Origin of the sequence: Bradyrhizobium sp. CSA207, from assembly GCF_029051685.1 — a bacterium.
Classification (GTDB): Bacteria; Pseudomonadota; Alphaproteobacteria; order Rhizobiales; family Xanthobacteraceae; genus Bradyrhizobium.
The window spans coordinates 135,108-150,828 of sequence record NZ_JAACFT010000001.1 but is presented as its reverse complement, the minus strand read 5'-3'; the positions used below and the strand labels follow the sequence as shown (position 1 = coordinate 150,828).

At 63.8% G+C, this 15,721-nt stretch carries 14 protein-coding genes; 3 read left to right on the top strand and 11 right to left on the bottom strand.

The features are described 5' to 3' along the window. Positions 1 to 47 precede the first annotated feature (47 nt). Positions 48 to 536, top strand: a complete 489-nt coding sequence (locus tag GWG65_RS00660) for a hypothetical protein (RefSeq protein WP_275193357.1) — start codon at positions 48 to 50, stop codon at positions 534 to 536. Positions 537 to 839: 303 nt separating this feature from the next. On the opposite strand, the gene GWG65_RS00655 is transcribed toward GWG65_RS00660, so the two are convergent. The 10 genes from GWG65_RS00655 to GWG65_RS00610 all read right to left on the bottom strand — a co-directional run bounded on the left by GWG65_RS00655 (position 840) and on the right by GWG65_RS00610 (position 12,364). Beyond that, entirely contained in the window at positions 840 to 1,775 is a 936-nt protein-coding gene (locus GWG65_RS00655; RefSeq protein ID WP_275193356.1) for a dienelactone hydrolase family protein, read from the bottom strand. A 795-nt stretch (positions 1,776 to 2,570) separates the two neighbouring features. After that, the gene (locus GWG65_RS00650; protein ID WP_275193355.1) at positions 2,571 to 3,434 is read right to left on the bottom strand and encodes a sugar phosphate isomerase/epimerase family protein; all 864 of its coding nucleotides are present in this window, start codon (positions 3,432 to 3,434) and stop codon (positions 2,571 to 2,573) included. Next, complete coding sequence (locus tag GWG65_RS00645; protein WP_275193354.1) at positions 3,434 to 4,624, bottom strand: dihydrodipicolinate synthase family protein; 1,191 nt, start codon at positions 4,622 to 4,624, stop codon at positions 3,434 to 3,436. Before GWG65_RS00645 ends, GWG65_RS00650 begins: the two co-directional genes overlap by 1 nt. 136 nt (positions 4,625 to 4,760) lie before the next feature. Beyond that, complete coding sequence (locus GWG65_RS00640; RefSeq protein WP_275193353.1) at positions 4,761 to 5,912, bottom strand: Gfo/Idh/MocA family oxidoreductase; 1,152 nt, start codon at positions 5,910 to 5,912, stop codon at positions 4,761 to 4,763. A gap of 5 nt (positions 5,913 to 5,917) precedes the next feature. Beyond that, positions 5,918 to 7,306, bottom strand: a complete 1,389-nt coding sequence (locus GWG65_RS00635; RefSeq protein ID WP_275193559.1) for a hypothetical protein — start codon at positions 7,304 to 7,306, stop codon at positions 5,918 to 5,920. 216 nt (positions 7,307 to 7,522) lie between these two features. After that, a complete protein-coding gene (locus GWG65_RS00630; protein WP_275193352.1) occupies positions 7,523 to 8,371 on the bottom strand; it encodes an ABC transporter ATP-binding protein in 849 nt (282 codons plus the stop codon). Beyond that, complete coding sequence (locus tag GWG65_RS00625) at positions 8,368 to 9,360, bottom strand: ABC transporter substrate-binding protein (RefSeq protein ID WP_275193351.1); 993 nt, start codon at positions 9,358 to 9,360, stop codon at positions 8,368 to 8,370. The genes GWG65_RS00630 and GWG65_RS00625 overlap by 4 nt, the downstream gene beginning before the upstream one ends. Before the next feature lie 56 nt (positions 9,361 to 9,416). Next, a complete protein-coding gene (locus GWG65_RS00620) occupies positions 9,417 to 10,226 on the bottom strand; it encodes an ABC transporter permease (RefSeq protein ID WP_275193350.1) in 810 nt (269 codons plus the stop codon). A gap of 428 nt (positions 10,227 to 10,654) precedes the next feature. Further along, on the bottom strand, positions 10,655 to 11,314 hold the full coding sequence (locus tag GWG65_RS00615) for a TetR/AcrR family transcriptional regulator (protein WP_275193349.1): 660 nt from the start codon (positions 11,312 to 11,314) through the stop codon (positions 10,655 to 10,657). Positions 11,315 to 11,515: 201 nt separating this feature from the next. Continuing rightward, positions 11,516 to 12,364, bottom strand: coding sequence for a VOC family protein (locus GWG65_RS00610; RefSeq protein WP_275193348.1), 849 nt, complete (start codon positions 12,362 to 12,364; stop codon positions 11,516 to 11,518). Positions 12,365 to 12,573: 209 nt separating this feature from the next. Between GWG65_RS00610 and GWG65_RS00605 the strand changes: the two genes are divergently transcribed. Next, positions 12,574 to 13,467: a sugar kinase gene (locus GWG65_RS00605; protein WP_275193347.1), complete on the top strand. Its 894-nt coding sequence runs from the start codon at positions 12,574 to 12,576 to the stop codon at positions 13,465 to 13,467. 106 nt (positions 13,468 to 13,573) lie between these two features. Further along, positions 13,574 to 14,491, top strand: coding sequence for a ribokinase (gene rbsK / locus GWG65_RS00600; RefSeq protein WP_275193346.1), 918 nt, complete (start codon positions 13,574 to 13,576; stop codon positions 14,489 to 14,491). On the opposite strand, the gene GWG65_RS00595 is transcribed toward rbsK, so the two are convergent. Then, the gene (locus GWG65_RS00595; RefSeq protein ID WP_275193345.1) at positions 14,492 to 15,712 is read right to left on the bottom strand and encodes an FAD-dependent oxidoreductase; all 1,221 of its coding nucleotides are present in this window, start codon (positions 15,710 to 15,712) and stop codon (positions 14,492 to 14,494) included. It lies immediately after the preceding gene. Positions 15,713 to 15,721: the final 9 nt, after the last annotated feature.

Below are 15,721 nucleotides of genomic sequence, written 5' to 3'. Positions count from 1 at the left end.
TGGTCTGCTGACCTGTGTCGCTGCTGCTATTGCAAGCGGAGGTCTGGGTGGTCGATGTCGATGTTGTCGACGTAAAACCCGCATTTTCATTGGGCGGGTCCGTCACAGAGGTCGTGGTAGTCGTCGTCCCGCAGTCCTTTACTTTGTCTGCGTGGGCCGCCGACGACAACACAACAGCGGTCAACGTCAATGCCAATCCAAGTGTTTTGAGCATGTTGCGCTCCTATTCAATCCTCGGTGGAGACCATCAATGGCCCTTGGGAGTTCCACCGCCCTTATTCGTGGTTGGGGTGGTCGTGATCTGCTGGCCTGTGTCGCTGCTGCTACCGCAGGCGGAGGTCTGGGTGGTCGTTGTCGTCTGCGTGAAACCCGCATTTTCACTAGGCGGGTTCGTCACGGCGGTTGTCGTGGTCCCGCAGTCCTTCACTTTGTCTGCGAAGGCGGCCGGCGAGAATGAGAACAAGCCGACAGCGGTCAGCGCGGCCAAGGTTGTTGCAACCGTCAGATTTCTCAGTGCCATTGGATTGCTCCTTTGAGCGAGAGTTGGATTGCACGTCACCGTCAATATTCTCGCGGGATCACGCGTCGCGAGCAAGTCACCTTTGGATAGAACTAAGTCGGTTATTCGATAGTAATCATTCGATAGTAATCAAACGATACGGATCCAGAGTGCCGATCTCGTCCGCCCCAACAGCTGCGAGTGCCCGGCGACATCAGGCGCCAGCACCGCTGCAAGTCGTCGCTCGACGCGCCCTTAACGAATTCTCCCCGTCGCCTAAGCCCGCTGCGGCTAAACCGGCCACAGATGGAAGGGGCCGCCTTACGGGTGGCCCCTCTGCTTATTTTTGAAGGTTTGCGGCGAAGAGCTTGGCTGCTTCGGCCTTCGCTTCCTGATCCGCCTTGGCGTCGTATCTGAGCGGTAAGTTGAACTTCTTGCCGAGTTCGGTGGCTTCGGGGTTCGTGAACGCGTGCACGGCGCCGGGGTACTCGATGATCCGGTAATCCGCCTTCGCGGCGTCAAAGTCCTTCTTGAGCGCATCGTACTGCTCGCGCTTCACGAACGGGTCGTCCGCGCCGTTCAGAATGAGGATTTTCGCTTTGACGGTTCCCGGCGCCGGTGCGGGAGTGTTGAGACCGAGCAATGCGTGAAAGCCCGCAGCGGCGGCGAGATCAGCGCCGGCGCGCGCCATGTTCAGCACCACCGCGCCGCCGAAGCAGTAACCAACGGCGCCGATCCGTTGGGGATTCACCGAGGCCTGCTTGGCGAGCTGCTGCCGCGCGGCGTTGAAGCGCTGCTCCATCACCTTCGGGTCCTTCATCACCGACCCCGAGAGCGCGCCAGCGTCCTTTGGATTGTCGGCGGTCTTGCCGTCGCCATACATATCCGCAATGAAGGCTGTGTAGCCCTGCTCCGCGAACTTCCGCGCCGCGTTGTGGATATGCTTGGTGATGCCCCACCATTCGTGCACCATCACGATGCCGGGCCGCTTGGCCTGGGTCGCGTCGTCGTAGACAACGAAGCCTTTCATCGTGGTCTCGCCATCCGTGTAGGTGACCGGCTCTTCCCTGACCGCTGCGTGTGCGCTCGCAACCATTGCGATGGCGCAAAGTGCTCCCACTATGTTCGTTCGCATGCTTGACCTCCCGCGGGTTTGGCACAACCCTAAATTGGCATACCAGCGATTCCCGCGCCAGGCTTTGAAAGCGGTGCCGGTGCACGCGCAGGCTTCGCCCAATCTTTCAAGTGCTCGTGCGTCCAGCTTGAGGCCGAGCATGCCGACATCGCGGTTGGTCCTCGTTGTGCGAGCGATGATACTGATGCCGCCCTTCGGTCAACAAGCCACAATGAGGCCGCCAACTGACGCGGCCCTAGTGGTGAGTCCCAGTTCCTTGATCGCGAGAACCGGCTCGACGCTCTTGTGAGGCTCGATCTTCTAGTCCGGTACCGCTAGTCGCAACGGCGGACCCTGCGGACCGAACCGTCGTCACGCTCGATCGTGACGGTGCGGCATCCGCGATATCCGCGATCATATCCGTAGGCGCGATAAGCGGGTCGATCATAGTCTCGGTAGTAACGAGGCTCCGGGCCTACTCTTACGCCGCCGAGCGGAGTATCAACGGCAACTTGAGCCGACGCGGGTACACTGGAGATCGGCGTGGCGATAGCGAAGCCAGCAACCGCCAGCACACCCGTCAGTAAAAGCGTTCTCATGAGAGTTTCCTCCTGAGTTATTGTATCGCTTTCCAACATCCCAGGCTGGGGCAAGGTTCCTGCGCGAACCTCATTCAAATGGCGGACGGCTCAGATTTTGGTCGCCCGCCTCGGACGGATACGGACAGTAGCCCCGCCGCGCAGGTTCCTAAACGCCCGCTTTGGCGGGCTCCTCAGGATGAGGATGAAGTGCGCGGCAACAGTTTCGACGGGCGGCGCTGCCGCTTAGCCTCATCCTGAGGAGACCGCGGAGCGGTCGTCTCGAAGGACGAGGCGCGTGCTGAGGCCGCCCAAAGGGTCCTATGCGATTGCCCTGCGGCGAGCCCGGACAGCCGATCGAAGCTGATTTCACCACGTTCTACACCACCGTTTTGTGCCGCGCGATGCAGATCCGCAGCACCTCGTCCATCGGCTTGCCCCACCAATCGTTGGAGAAGATCTCGATCTCCGAATAGCCGGCAAAGCCCTGCGCCTCGACCGCGGCGCGCACGGATTTGATGTCGATGACGCCGTCGCCCATCATGCCGCGGTCGTTGAGGATGTCCCTGGTCGGGACCAGCCAGTCACAGACATGGAAGGCGAGCAGCCGATCCTTGCCGGCGCGCGTGATCTGGCCCATCAGCTCCGGGTCCCACCAGATGTGATAGACGTCGAGGGCGACGCCGAGCATGCCGGTGCGATCAGGATCGAGACGGTCGCAGATGTCGAGCGCCTGCTTCGTCGTGTTCACGCAGGCCCGGTCCGCGGCGTAAGCCGGATGCAGCGGCTCGATCGCGAGTGGCAGCTTTGCCTGTCTGGCGTAATCGAGCATGTCGGCCAGCGCCTCTTCGACCTGGGTTCGCGCGCCGGCGATGTCCTTCGATGTCTCGCTGCCCGGCCGCGAATATTGCGGCAAGCCGCCGACGACCAGCACGATGCAGGGCGCGCCGAGCGCCTTGGCTTCATCGACGCAGCGGCGATTGTCGTCGCGCACCTCGCCTCGGCGCGCGGCGTCGGACGTGAACATGCCGCCGCGGCAATAGCCCGAAAGCTCGAGGCCGGCCTCGCGCACCGCACGCACGGCGCGTTCTAAGCCGACTGCCGCGACCTGGTCGCGCCAGGGATCGATGGCGCGGATGCCCTGACGCGCGCAGGCGTCGATGATCTCGACGAGGTCACCCTGCTTGCGGACCGTCGCCGTGTTCAGCGACAGCCAGCGATGGTCGGACGAAAAATCGCGCATCAGGGTTCGATCCCGTGCGAAGCCAGCACCGTCTTCATCCGCCGCGTCGCCAGCTCCGGATTGGCGAGCAGGCCGGCCTTGTCGGCCAGACGGAACAGCTCGGCCAGATGCAGCATCGAGCGCGTGCTCTCCTGGCCGCCGGCCATGGTGAAATGATCCTGGTGGCCGTTGAGGTAGGCCATGAACACCACGCCGGTCTTGTAAAAGCGCGTCGGCGCCTTGAAGATGTGCCGCGACAGCGGCACGGTCGGCCCCAGCACGTCGTGGAAGCCGGCTTCATCGCCGGCCGCAAGCCGCGACAGCGCATAGGACGCCGCCGGCGCGATCGCATCGAAGATGCCGAGCAGCGCGTGCGAGAAGCCTTGGCTATCGCCAGCGATCAGCTCCGCATAGTTGAAGTCGTCGCCGGTGTACATCTTGATGCGCTTGTCCAGGCGACGGCGCATGTCGATCTCGCGCTGCTTGTCGAGCAGCGAGACTTTTACGCCGTCGATCTTGGCGGCGTTGCCGTTGATGATGGCAACCGCGGTGTCCATCGCCTTGTCGAGATCTTTCGTGCCCCAATATCCTGTCAGCGCCGGATCGAACATGTCGCCGAGCCAGTGGATGATCACGGGCTCGCGGACTTGCGACAGCACGCGGTCATAGATCTTCGCATAATCGTCGGCGTTGCGGCCGAGCTTCGCCAGCGCGCGCGACGCCATCAGGATGATGCGGCCGCCGACTTTCTCGACCGCCGAGATCTGCTCCTCATAGGCGCGGATCACGTCGTCGAGGCTCTTGGCATCCTCCACCACAAGGTGATCGGTGCCGGCGCCGGAGAATACCAGCGCGTTGCGCCGCCTAGCGGCAGCGACTGAACGGGTGATCAGCTCCAGCGACGTCGGCCAGTCCAGCCCCATGCCGCGCTGCGCGGTATCCATGGCCTCGGCAACGCCAAGGCCGAGGTCCCAGACGTGCTCCCGGAAGGCGATGGTCTTGTCCCAGTCGACGGCGACCGACAGCCAGGGATCGTTGTCGGCGAAGGGATCGACGACCGTATGCACGGCCGAGAACGCGATGCGGTTCAGCGTGCCCTCGAGCTTGGCGGGAAAGGTTCGTGACGCCGCGAGCCGGTAGACCTCGATCGAGCGGTCGGCCTTTGGCAGCTTCAACGACAGGGACGACATCGGCAGGACGGGCTTGTTCATGATTTCGGGCCTCTCCCCGTCATTGCGAGGAGTGAAGCGACGAAGCAATCCAGACTTTCTTCGTGGAGGCATTCTGGATTGCTTCGCTTCGCTCGCAATGACGACTCAACAAACATCGAGACTTATCCAATAGATCTCAGATCTTGATCGGCGCGACGTCGATCCAGCGCCGCTCCTTCCAGCTCTTCAGTGCGGATTCGGCGAGCTGCACGCCCTTGGCACCTTCGAGCAGCGTGAACTTGTAGGGCGCGTCCTCATAGACGTGACGGATGAACATCTCCCACTGCTCCTTGAAGCCGTTGTCGTAGGTGACGTTGTCGGGCAGCTTCTGCCAGTCGCCGTAGAAATCGTGCAGCCGTTTCTCGTCCGGATTCCACACCGGCCGGGGCGTCGCCTGCCGCGCCTGGATCACGCAGTCGGAGAGGCCCGCGACCGCAGAGCCGAGCGTGCCGTCGACCTGGAAGGTGACGAGGTCGTCGCGATAGACCCGCGTGACCCAGGACATGTTGATATGGGCGATGATTCCGCCCTTGAGCTGGAACGTGGCATAGGCGGAATCGTCGGCGGTCGCCTTGTACTTCCGGCCCTGCTCGTCATAGCGCTCGGGAATGTCGGTGTTGCCGATGCACATCACGCTCTCGACCTCGCCGAAGAGATTGTCGAGCACGTAGCGCCAATGGCAGACCATATCCAGAATGATGCCGCCGCCGTCTTCGCTGCGATAATTCCAGGACGGCCGCTGCGCCTCCTGCCAGCCGCCCTCGAACACCCAATAGCCGAACTCGCCGCGCACCGAGAGGATGCGGCCGAAGAAGCCGGAGTCGCGCAGGAAGGCGATCTTCTTCAGGCCCGGCAGGAACAGCTTGTCCTGCACCGTGCCGTGCTTGACGCCCTTGGCGTTGGCGAGCTTGACGACCTCCAGGGCTTCCTCAAAATTCGTCGCAATCGGCTTCTCGCAATAGACGTGCTTGCCGGCATTGATGGCCTGCGTCAGCAGGCCGGGCCGCGCCTGCGTGGTCGCGGCGTCGAAGAACATGGTGTCGTTCTTGTCGGCGAGCGCCGCATCAAGATCGGTGGTCCAGCGGGTGATGTTGAACTGCTTGGCGAGCCGCTCGACCTTGTCGGCACTGCGGCCGACCAGGATCGGATCGGGCATCACGCGATCGCCGTTCTTGAGCCGGACGCCGCCCTGGTCGCGGATCGCGACGATGGAGCGGATCAGATGCTGGTTGAGCCCCATGCGGCCGGTGATGCCGTTCATGATGAGGCCGAGGCGTTGGGTGGTCATGCCAATTACTCCCAAGGTGACTTTGGCTGTTCGAGCGGGGCCAGCGCCGACCAGTCCGGATGGACCGACGTCGCAAAGCCCGTTGCGTGAAGCGATCCCGTCAGGAGATCGCCGTGGTGAATGTTGAGCCGGATGCCTTGGCCGGTGTCGGCATAGAGATCGGGATGCGCGGCCGCGAAGGCTTGGGCTTCCGTGGCGGGCGCATCGCCGAAGCCGTCGACGTAGTGATGGCCGTTGCGCTCGGCGTGTTCGAGGCAGAGCAGCGCGCCGAGTGCCAGATCCTGTTGCAGGGCGAGACCGGGCTGGCAGGTCAGATCTTCGCCGGTCACAAAGAATTTTTCGCCGTCCGCGCTCCATTTCGCCGCGCGGGTCGCGTTGACGATGGACTTGTAGAGCCCCTTGCAGGACTTCGAGGAGATGCCGTGATAGCCGAGCGCACGCGCGGATGGGAACGCGTCGTAGGAATCATCGGCCTCATCGATGATGAAGCCGCGCCCCGCGAGCGAGCCGAGCGGCGACTGCCGCGTGACGTCGCGCGGCATCGGTTGCTCGATATAAAGCAGACGTGACGAGATCGACCGCAGCGTGGCCTCACAATCAAGCCGATCGACCAGCGTACGCAACGCCGCGAGATCGGCATATTGCTCGTTCGCATCGAGGGTCACTTTGTACTCATACCCGAGCGTATCGAGTTCCTTGCCGATACGCGCTAGCCGCGCCGCATCGGCCGCAGGATCGCCGGAGAGCTTCAGCTTGAAATAGCGCGCATCGGCGTTGTCGCGGACATCGGCGACGCCGCCCTCGCCTTCAACTGCGTCGTCGAGACCGACGGTATGCCTGATTGCAACGCGCGGCAGCGGCTTTCGGCCGGAGAGAAACGTCGAGAAGTCTGTTTCCTTCAGGTCAGGCGAAAGCCGCGCATCAATGCCGGCAATGTTGCCGGTCATGCCGTCAAAAAAGTTGGTCTTGACGGCGCGAAGCAGCCCATCGAGGATCGCTTTGTCGATTTCCGCAGGGCCATAAGCCGCAGCAAGCGCCGGAATATTCCTTTTCGCACAAGTCGCTACCTGAGCACCGATGCAGGAAGCATGCAGATCGAACGCCGTCAGAAATCCAGTCCGCGCCAGATAAAGCTCGCGTGCGATCTGAAGCGATCTTCGCAGCCCGTCGACCGTCTGCGCCGGTGACAGCTCCGGCCGCTTGTCGAACCATTTCGGCACCAGCAGCTCGGCGCTGGCGCCGACCGCGCTTCCCCTGCCCTCGACCTCGATCTCCACGCGCACGAACAGCTGCGGCGTCCCGTTGATCGTGATCGCGCCAAAGCGGAACGGCCGCGCGAAATGCACGGGACGTTCGAAGAAGGCGATATCTCGCAGCTTCAGGCGCACAGGCATGGTATTACCGAGGATGAGGTTGTTGGAAGCCGATAAGGCCGCGGGCACGGTGCACCTCTCCCGCTTGCGGGAGAGGTCGGCGCGTAGCGCCGGGTGAGGGTTCTATCCTCTTGGGGAGTCTTGCCAGCGGAGATACCCTCTCCCCAGCCCTCCCCCGCGGGCGGGGGAGGGAGCGCACCGTTCGTGCGGTTGTGGTCACTGGGAATCTCATCAAACCTAGTCCAGCGAACCCTGCGAGAAGAAATGCTTGCGGATGCGCTGCACGAGCTCGGTGAAGACAGGGTCGGCCATCACGTCCAGCGAACGCGGGCGCGGCAGCGGCACGTCGTAGATTGCGGCGACCGCACCGGGCCGCTCGGTCATGACCAGCACGCGATCGGCGAGGAACACGGCCTCGGGAATCGAATGCGTGATCAGGAGCACCGTCTTCCTGGTCTCGCGCTGGATACGCATCAGTTCTACGTTCATGCGCTCGCGCGTGAGCGCATCGAGCGCGCCGAACGGCTCGTCCATCAGCATGATCCTGGGATCGTGCACCAGCGCGCGGCAGATCGAGGCGCGCTGCTGCATGCCGCCGGAAAGCTGCCAGGGCAGTTTCTTCTCGAAGCCTTCCAGCCCGACCAGCTTCAACAGCGCCTTGGCGCGATCGAGATATGTTTGCCGCGGCAGCCGCTTCATGTCGATCGGCAGCATCACATTGGAGAGAATGTTGCGCCACGGCAGCAGCAGCGCATTCTGGAAGACGATGCCGACATTGCCGTGCGGCTTCGTCACCTTCTCGCCCTCGACCAGGATCTCGCCTGATGTCGGCGGCAGCAATCCCGAGATCAGCTTGAGCAGCGTGGACTTGCCACAGCCGCTTGGGCCGACCACGACGAAGAACTCGCCGTCATTGATGTGGAAGTCGAGCGGCCGCAGCGACGGCACGTCGCCATCGCGCGTCCGATAGGTCTTGGACACGCCGGAAAGTGTGATGCCCGACGCGCCGCTCGCGGCCCGGTCGCTCACCAGTCTCAGATGCGCGGCCGGTTGCACGGCGTCACTCGATACGATCGCTGGTTTCACGAATCGCCCTTCGGCAGATAGTCGTTGGTATAGAAGGCCTTCGGGTTCCCCTTGGCCTTGGCATCGAGCCCGCCATATTCGACCATCAGGTTGACGCTGTCGGTCATGTTCTGGTCGGTGACCTGGAACGGCCGCTTGCTCTTGGTCTCGGACGTCCGGTAGAGCGGAATGGTCAGCTCAAATCCTTGCGTCAGCGTCTCGATCTTGCCGCCCTTGGGGTTGGCATCGAGGATCGACTGCGCCGCTGCCTTGGGCTCCTTCTCCGCGGCTTCGACCGCCTTGGTCGTCGCCGCCATGAAGCGGCGGACGAGGTCGGCATTGGCCTTGACATAGTCGGAGTTGGCGATGATGCCGGACGAGACCATGTTGATGCCGTAGTCGGCGAACTTGATCGGATAGACGTCCTTGCCGGTGGCGTCCTTGATCTTCATCGACTGGTCCATGACGTAGCCGAGCAACAGATCGGCCTGGCCGTTGATGACGGCGTTGAGCTTGGTCTGACCGTCGCCGGCAACGGTCTGGAAGTCGCTCTCCTTCAGGCCGGTCTTCTTCAGGAACAGCGGCCAGATCTGGGTCATGGAGTCCGCCGGCGTGATCGCCACCGTCTTGCCCTTGATGTCCTCGGGCTTCCTGATGTTCTTATCGGCGAAACCCATGGCAGACATCGGGCTGGTCTGGAGCAGCACGCCGGTCGCGATCACCGGCGCGCCCTTGATCGCGGCGCGCATCATGGTGGGAACGTCGACATAGCCGAAGTCGGCGGTCTTGGCGGCGACGGCCTGCGTGGTCGCAGCCGAGCCGCGGCCTTCCTGGATCTCGAGGTCGATGCCCGCGGCCGCATAGATACCCTTGGCCTTGCCGTAATAGAACGGCGCGTGCTCGCCATAGACGTACCAGTTCAGCATCAGCGCGACCTTGTCGGCCGCTTGCGCCGGCATGGCCGCGAACACCATCAGCGCCACTGATGCAGCTCCTATCCACCGCTTCATCGTCACTCTCCCTTGTCGTTGTTGCCCGGCCGTTGGTGGCCGTTGTTTGCCCTGTTTTAAGAAGCGAAAATCACGTCCTCGCGCTGGCTGACGTGCCAGGGAATGATCAGTTTCTCGATCCTGTCGACGATCCAGAACAGCACGACGCCGAGCAGTGCGAGGATCACGAGGGCTGCGAACATGGTCGGCAGGTCGAAGGTTCCGATCGAGCGCTGCATCACATAGCCGATGCCGGAATTGGAGCCGACGAACTCGCCGACGACGGCGCCGACCACGGCGAGCGTCACCGACACTTTCAGACCGGAGAAAATCGCCGGCAGCGCATGCGGCAGGTTCACCGCGCAGAACACCTGGAACCGGCTGCCCTGCATGGCGCGGGCAAGATCGACCATGTCAGGGTCGACCGATTTAAAGCCCTGCACCGCGGACACCACCACCGGAAAGAAGCCGAGCAGGAAGGCCGAGATCACTTTTGGAATGATGCCAAAGCCGAACCAGACCACGAACAGCGGCGCGATCGCGATCTTCGGCACCGATTGCGAGAACACCAGCAGCGGATAAACGTAGCTTTCGACCGTTTTCGATCCTGCGATCAGCATCGCGACGGGAATGCCGAACAGCGCTGACAGCAGGAAGCCGCAGACCGTCGCATACGTTGTCGGCCAGGACTGGCGCAACAGTTCCGGCCAATCGGTGCGCAGCACCGCAATGACATCGCCCGGCGACGGGATCTGGTAGGCGGGGATCTTGAACAGCCGGATCGCGAGATCCCAGGCCACGACGATGAACACCAGGAACAGAAACGGCCGAATCCAGGCCGCATTCAGCATCTTGGACACCGCACTCTGCGGCTTCAACTCAGCCACGTCTCACTCCCGGTATTCTTGTTCGTTCGGGGAGAAATTAACCCGTTGGATAAATACTGTCCAGAGCTTTCCCTGTGACGTTTTGCGCGGGGGTCTCACTTCTCTCGTGTCCCGGACGCGCTGCAGCGCTCTTGCGCTGCTGCGCAGAGCCGGGACCCAGGGGCCGCGTGTTCCACAGTTGCATGGGCCCCGGCTCGGCAGCGCACCGCTGAACAAGCGCTGCGCTGCGTCCGGGGCACGGGACCGCCCCACCCTCGGTGTCATTCCACGCGAAGGCGGGGAATCCAGTACGCCGCGGCCTCTCCGTATCCCTTCACCGCCTCTGGAATACTGGATCGCCCGCCCCAGTGCGCAAGTGCGCACAAGGCGGGCGATGACGACGGAGATTGGGGAAACGGGAGAGTACCCATCGAGCGCCGAAGCCGCCGCTACACCGTCTGCGCCACCGCCGCGCCCTTCTTCGGCGGCCTCACCACATCGAACAGTGCGGCCGACTGCCCCGTCAGCGCGGCGAGCACGAGGCCGACCATGTGCGCCAGCCGCTCGGCCTTGGCGTCCTTGGCAAGCAGGTCGCGGCCGAAGATCACGCTCAGCGTCGCCGAGTTCGACAGATAGAAGAAGCAGAGCGCCGCGATCGAGATGTAGAGCTGGACGGGATCGACCGCGACCGGGAAGTCGCCGCTCTCGACGCCGCGGCGCACCACGGTGCGGATCATCTCGACGAAGGGCGAGTGCATCGACTTGACCTTGGCCGAGCGCTTCAGATGCTTTGCGCGCGCGAGGTTCTCGGTCTGGAGCAGCGACAGGAATTCGGGATTGCGCAGGAAATAGTTCCAGGTGAATTCGATCAGGCGCCGGATCGCCTCGGGCGGGTCGAGATGTTCGAGATCGAGCCCCCGCTCCTCGCTGCGGATCTTGTCATAGGCGCCTTCGAGCACCGCGAGGTAGAGATCGTCCTTGTTGCCGACGTGATAGTAGAGCATGCGCTTGTTGGCGCCGGCCTGGGCCGCGATGCGGTCGACGCGCGCGCCGGCAAGGCCGTGGGCCGAGAACTCCTGCTTGGCGGCTTCGAGGATGCGCAGCCGCATGCCCTCAGGGTCGCGCTGCCATCTCAGATTTCGCTTTGCCTTCGCCAAACCGGTTGCTCGCTGAGGTGCTGTTAACACGCATGTAACACGCGGGCGCCGTCATTGCGAGGAGCCCTTGCGACGAAGCAATCCAGAATCCCACCGCGGAAACAGTCTGGATTGCTTCGCTTCGCTCGCAATGACGAGTGGAGAGAACGGCGGCTAATCCACCGGTTTTGGCGAACGCTCCAGCAGGACGGTCTGGATGTCGCAGGTGCCGGTCCGGACCGTCATGATCCGCGTGCCGGGCTTGCGGCCGTTGCGCACTTCGGTCACGTCGAGGCCGGCGGCGATCAGGCGGGCGCGTGTGGCCTCGATGTCGGCCACCCGCCAGCTCAGCCCCCACAGACGGTCATGCAGGGAATCGCCGCCCGCGACCGGGCGGCGCACGACCTCGACGATGAGGTCGCCGCAGCGGAAGAACATCAGCTGGCCCCAATCTTGATGCGAGCGATCGAGCGCCAGGTCGAGCCCGAGCCGCGCGCCGTAAAGTGCGGCGGCACGCTCCGAGTCCTCCGTCGTGATCACGACATGGTCGAGCGCATCGATCGGCGCGATGTCGGTCGCAGCCGAGCGCGGGCGCTCCTCGGCCAGCTCGAGGAAGAACATGCGCACGCCCCGCGTAAGCTCGGTCGCGGCACGCGTGCGCTTCCAGTGCAGGACGGCGTCGGTTTCGGCGTCGCTGCTTTCGACCTCGGCGACGGGATCCGGACTCAATGCCACCCGGTCCAGCCGCCGGTGCATCCTGCCCATGTCTGCGACACGAAAGCACAGGCTGGCGAGCACGCCTTCGCGGTCGTCCAGCAGCGCGCGCATCCGGTCCGCCGCCACGCTGAAGCCGCTCGGCGCCATCAGCTCGACCGTCATGTTGGCGAGTGTGAACAGCACGCGGTCGGCGCCCTCGCCGGAATTCTGCCAGGCCGGCGCACGTCCCAGCAGCGTCTGATAGGCCGCCTTGGCGGCACCGATATCCCTGACCAGAACAACGACGTGATCGAGGCCAGTGATCATCTTCCCCCCTTATTTGTCGACCGGGAACATCGGTCCGAATGACGGCACTTGTCCGGGCTTGGCATTGCCCGATGATGGTCGTATTCCGGCCCCAGGCTGACCTCAAGCGCTACGGGCGGTTTTGCGAATAATTTCAGCGTCCCATCAGCGGAACCGGTGCTAGAGTAAAGCCCGCCGGCCGGGACCACAAAGCGCATCACGGACAAGCAATGCAGGCTCTCTTTATCGGACAGACCTATATCGACGTCGTCTTCATCACCGACCACATGCCGACCGGCGACGAGAAGCACGTGGCCTCGGACTACGCGGTCTCCTTCGGCGGCAACGCGGTCACGGCGGCGTTCTGCTGCGCCAAGCTCGGCATCGTGCCCGACCTGATCGCTACCGTCGCCAATGACTGGTTGGGGCGCATGTTCCAGGACATGTGCGCGAAATACGCGATCTCGCTGCATGGGCGGAAGGTGAACCAGTCGTCGCTGTCCTTCATCATGCCCAAGGACGGCAAGCGCGCCATCGTCCGCTGCCGCGATGACGAGCACATCCATCCGTTCCCGATGCTCAATCTCGGCGGCTGCCGCGCGCTACATGTCGACGGCCACCAGCCCGATGCCGCGATCCATTACGCAAAGGTCTGTCGCGAGGCCGGCATCCTGACCTCGCTCGACGGCGGCGGCCTGCGCACCAACACGCACGAACTTCTCGAATACATCGACGTCGCAATCGTTGCCGAGCGGCTGTGCGAGCAGATGGATCTGACGCCGGAGAAGATGCTCGACTATCTCAAGAGCCGCGGCTGCAAGATCGGCGGCATCACCATGGGTGAGAAGGGCCTGCTCTGGTACAACGAGACCGGCGCGGTCGACATCATGCCAGCAATGCCGATCCCGCGCGAGCGCGTGATCGACACCAACGGCGCCGGCGACGTCTTCCACGGCGCCTATGTCTATTCGTACCTGGCCCATCCCGGCAAAAGTTGGCGCGAGCATTTCGACTTCGCCCGCGCCGCTTCGACTTACAAGATCCAGCGCCTTGGCAACGAGGCCGGCCTGCCCACTCTCGTCGATATCGCCAAAGTCAGGCACGAGTTCGAAGTCAGGGTCTAGACTTTTTGTTTGAGTTTTTGTTTGAGCATGATCTTTTCGGAAAACCGCAGCACACTTTGCGCTAACGCGGCCCTCCGGGTCCGGATCATGCTCTAGGGAGTGCCGCATGGGACGCGTCTTCGTTGCCGGCAGCATCAACATGGATGTGGTGGCGACGGCCGATCGCCACCCAAGGATCGGTGAGACCGTTGCCGGCAAACAGGTGCTGTATTTTCCGGGCGGCAAAGGCGCGAACCAGGCCGTCGCGGCATCGCGGCTCGGAGCCGGGACTACGCTGATCGGCCGGCTGGGCAAGGATTCCTTCGGCGCCGAGCTGAAGGTTTTCCTCCGCGATCAAGGCATCGATCTCGGCTATGTCCAGAAGACAGCCGAAGCGCATACCGGCACCGCCATCATCACGGTGGCGGCAGCCGACAATACCATCGTCGTCATTCCCGGCGCCAATGCGCTTCTCAGCGCCGATGACGTCTGCGTCGTACCGCTGGTGAAGGGCGACGTCGCCGTCAGCCAGTTCGAGATCCCGCTCCCGACGATTGCCGCGTTCTTTCAGCGGGCTCGCAGGGCGGAGGCGACGACGCTGCTCAACCCGGCGCCAGCGCAGAGCATGTCCAGCGAGCTGCTGGCGCTCGTCGACGTGCTCGTGCTGAACGAGACCGAGCTCGGCTTCCTCGCCGGCACCGAGCTGTCCGAGGACGACGATGCGGCGCGGATCGTCGACGCGGCACGTCGGCTTCAGGCGCGGGAGGACCAGACCATCTGCGTCACGCTCGGCAAGCGCGGCGTGCTCGCGCTCGCGGGCCGCGAGGAGATTGCCGTGCCCGGCCGCGTGGTGAAGGCCGTCGACACCACGGGCGCCGGCGACTGCTTCGTCGGCGCGCTCGCAGCGCAACTGGCCGACGAAGTCCCCTTGCGCGACGCCCTCGTCTTCGCCAACGCCGCCGCCGCGATCAGCGTGCAGCGGATGGGCGCGGGACCGTCGATGCCGACGGCGGACGAAGTCGCCGCCGTGATCAATGAAAGCTGATCACGCCAGCGCGCTCTTCAGGTCGAAGCTTTCGTCGGCGGCCTGCTCTGGCGTAATCGAGCGGTCCATGCTCTGCAATCTGCGGCCGAACATGTGATCGCCGGCGCGGTTGACCGACTCGATGCCGAGCAGCCTGTCGCCCTTGTAGCAGAACGCCGAGAACGCCTTCTTTGCGGGATCGCCGCGCAGCGCGACGCGGTCGTAGCCGGTGGTGAGCCCCGCGATCTGGAGCTTGTCGTCGCCCTGGTCACTCCAGAACCAGGGATGGCTGTCGTAAGGCTTGCGGTCGCCGGTCAGCCGTGCCGCCAGACAACGCGCATGGTCAGTCGCGTTCTGTACCGACTCCAGCCGCAGCGATCCGCCGAAGCGCGGGCTTGCGAACAGCGCGCAGTCGCCGATCGCTGAGATGTTTGGATCGGCCGTTGCAAGATACTCGTCGACGATGATGCCGGCGGCGACCGGCAGCCCCGCCTCCGCCGCGAGCTCGATGTTCGGCAGCACGCCGACGCCGACCACGACGAGGTCGGCCGGCAAGTGGCGGCCGTCGCTGAGGCTGACTCCGGTGACCTTTCCGCCCTCGGCCTCAATGGAAGTTGCCTGTACGCCGAGGTGAATGCGGATGCCGGCCTCGCGATGCCGCGCCTGAAAATACTCCGATACCTCTGCCGTCACCGCGCGCGCCATCACGCGCGGAGCGAGCTCGAGCACGTCGACCTCGAGGCCCTTGATCCGCGCGGTGGCCGCAAATTCGAGGCCGATGAAGCCGGCGCCGATCACCACCACCCGGATCTTCGATGGGATGATTGCTCGGAGCGCCTCGCTCTCGTCGAGGATGCGCAGGTATTTCACGTCGGACAGATTGGCGTTGGGCAGGTCGAGCAGACGGTTGCGCGCGCCGGTGGCCAGGATCAGGTGGCCGTAGGCAAGCGTCTCGCCCGAGGCGAGGTGCACCGTGCGCCCCGCGCGGTCGATCGACGCGGCGCGGCCCGCGATCAGCTCGATCTTCTGGTCCTGGTAGAATTTCTCCGGCCGGAACATCAGGCTCTCCGGCCCGGCCGAGCCCTTGATATAGGCCTTGGACAGAGGCGGCCGCTGATAGGGCAGATGCGCCTCGTCATTGATCAGGCAGATGCGCTCGGAAAAACCCGCCTGCCGCAGCGATGCCGCAGCCTGGTAGCCGCCATGGCCGGCGCCGACGATGATCACGGGTCCATCCGTCATTGGAACAGC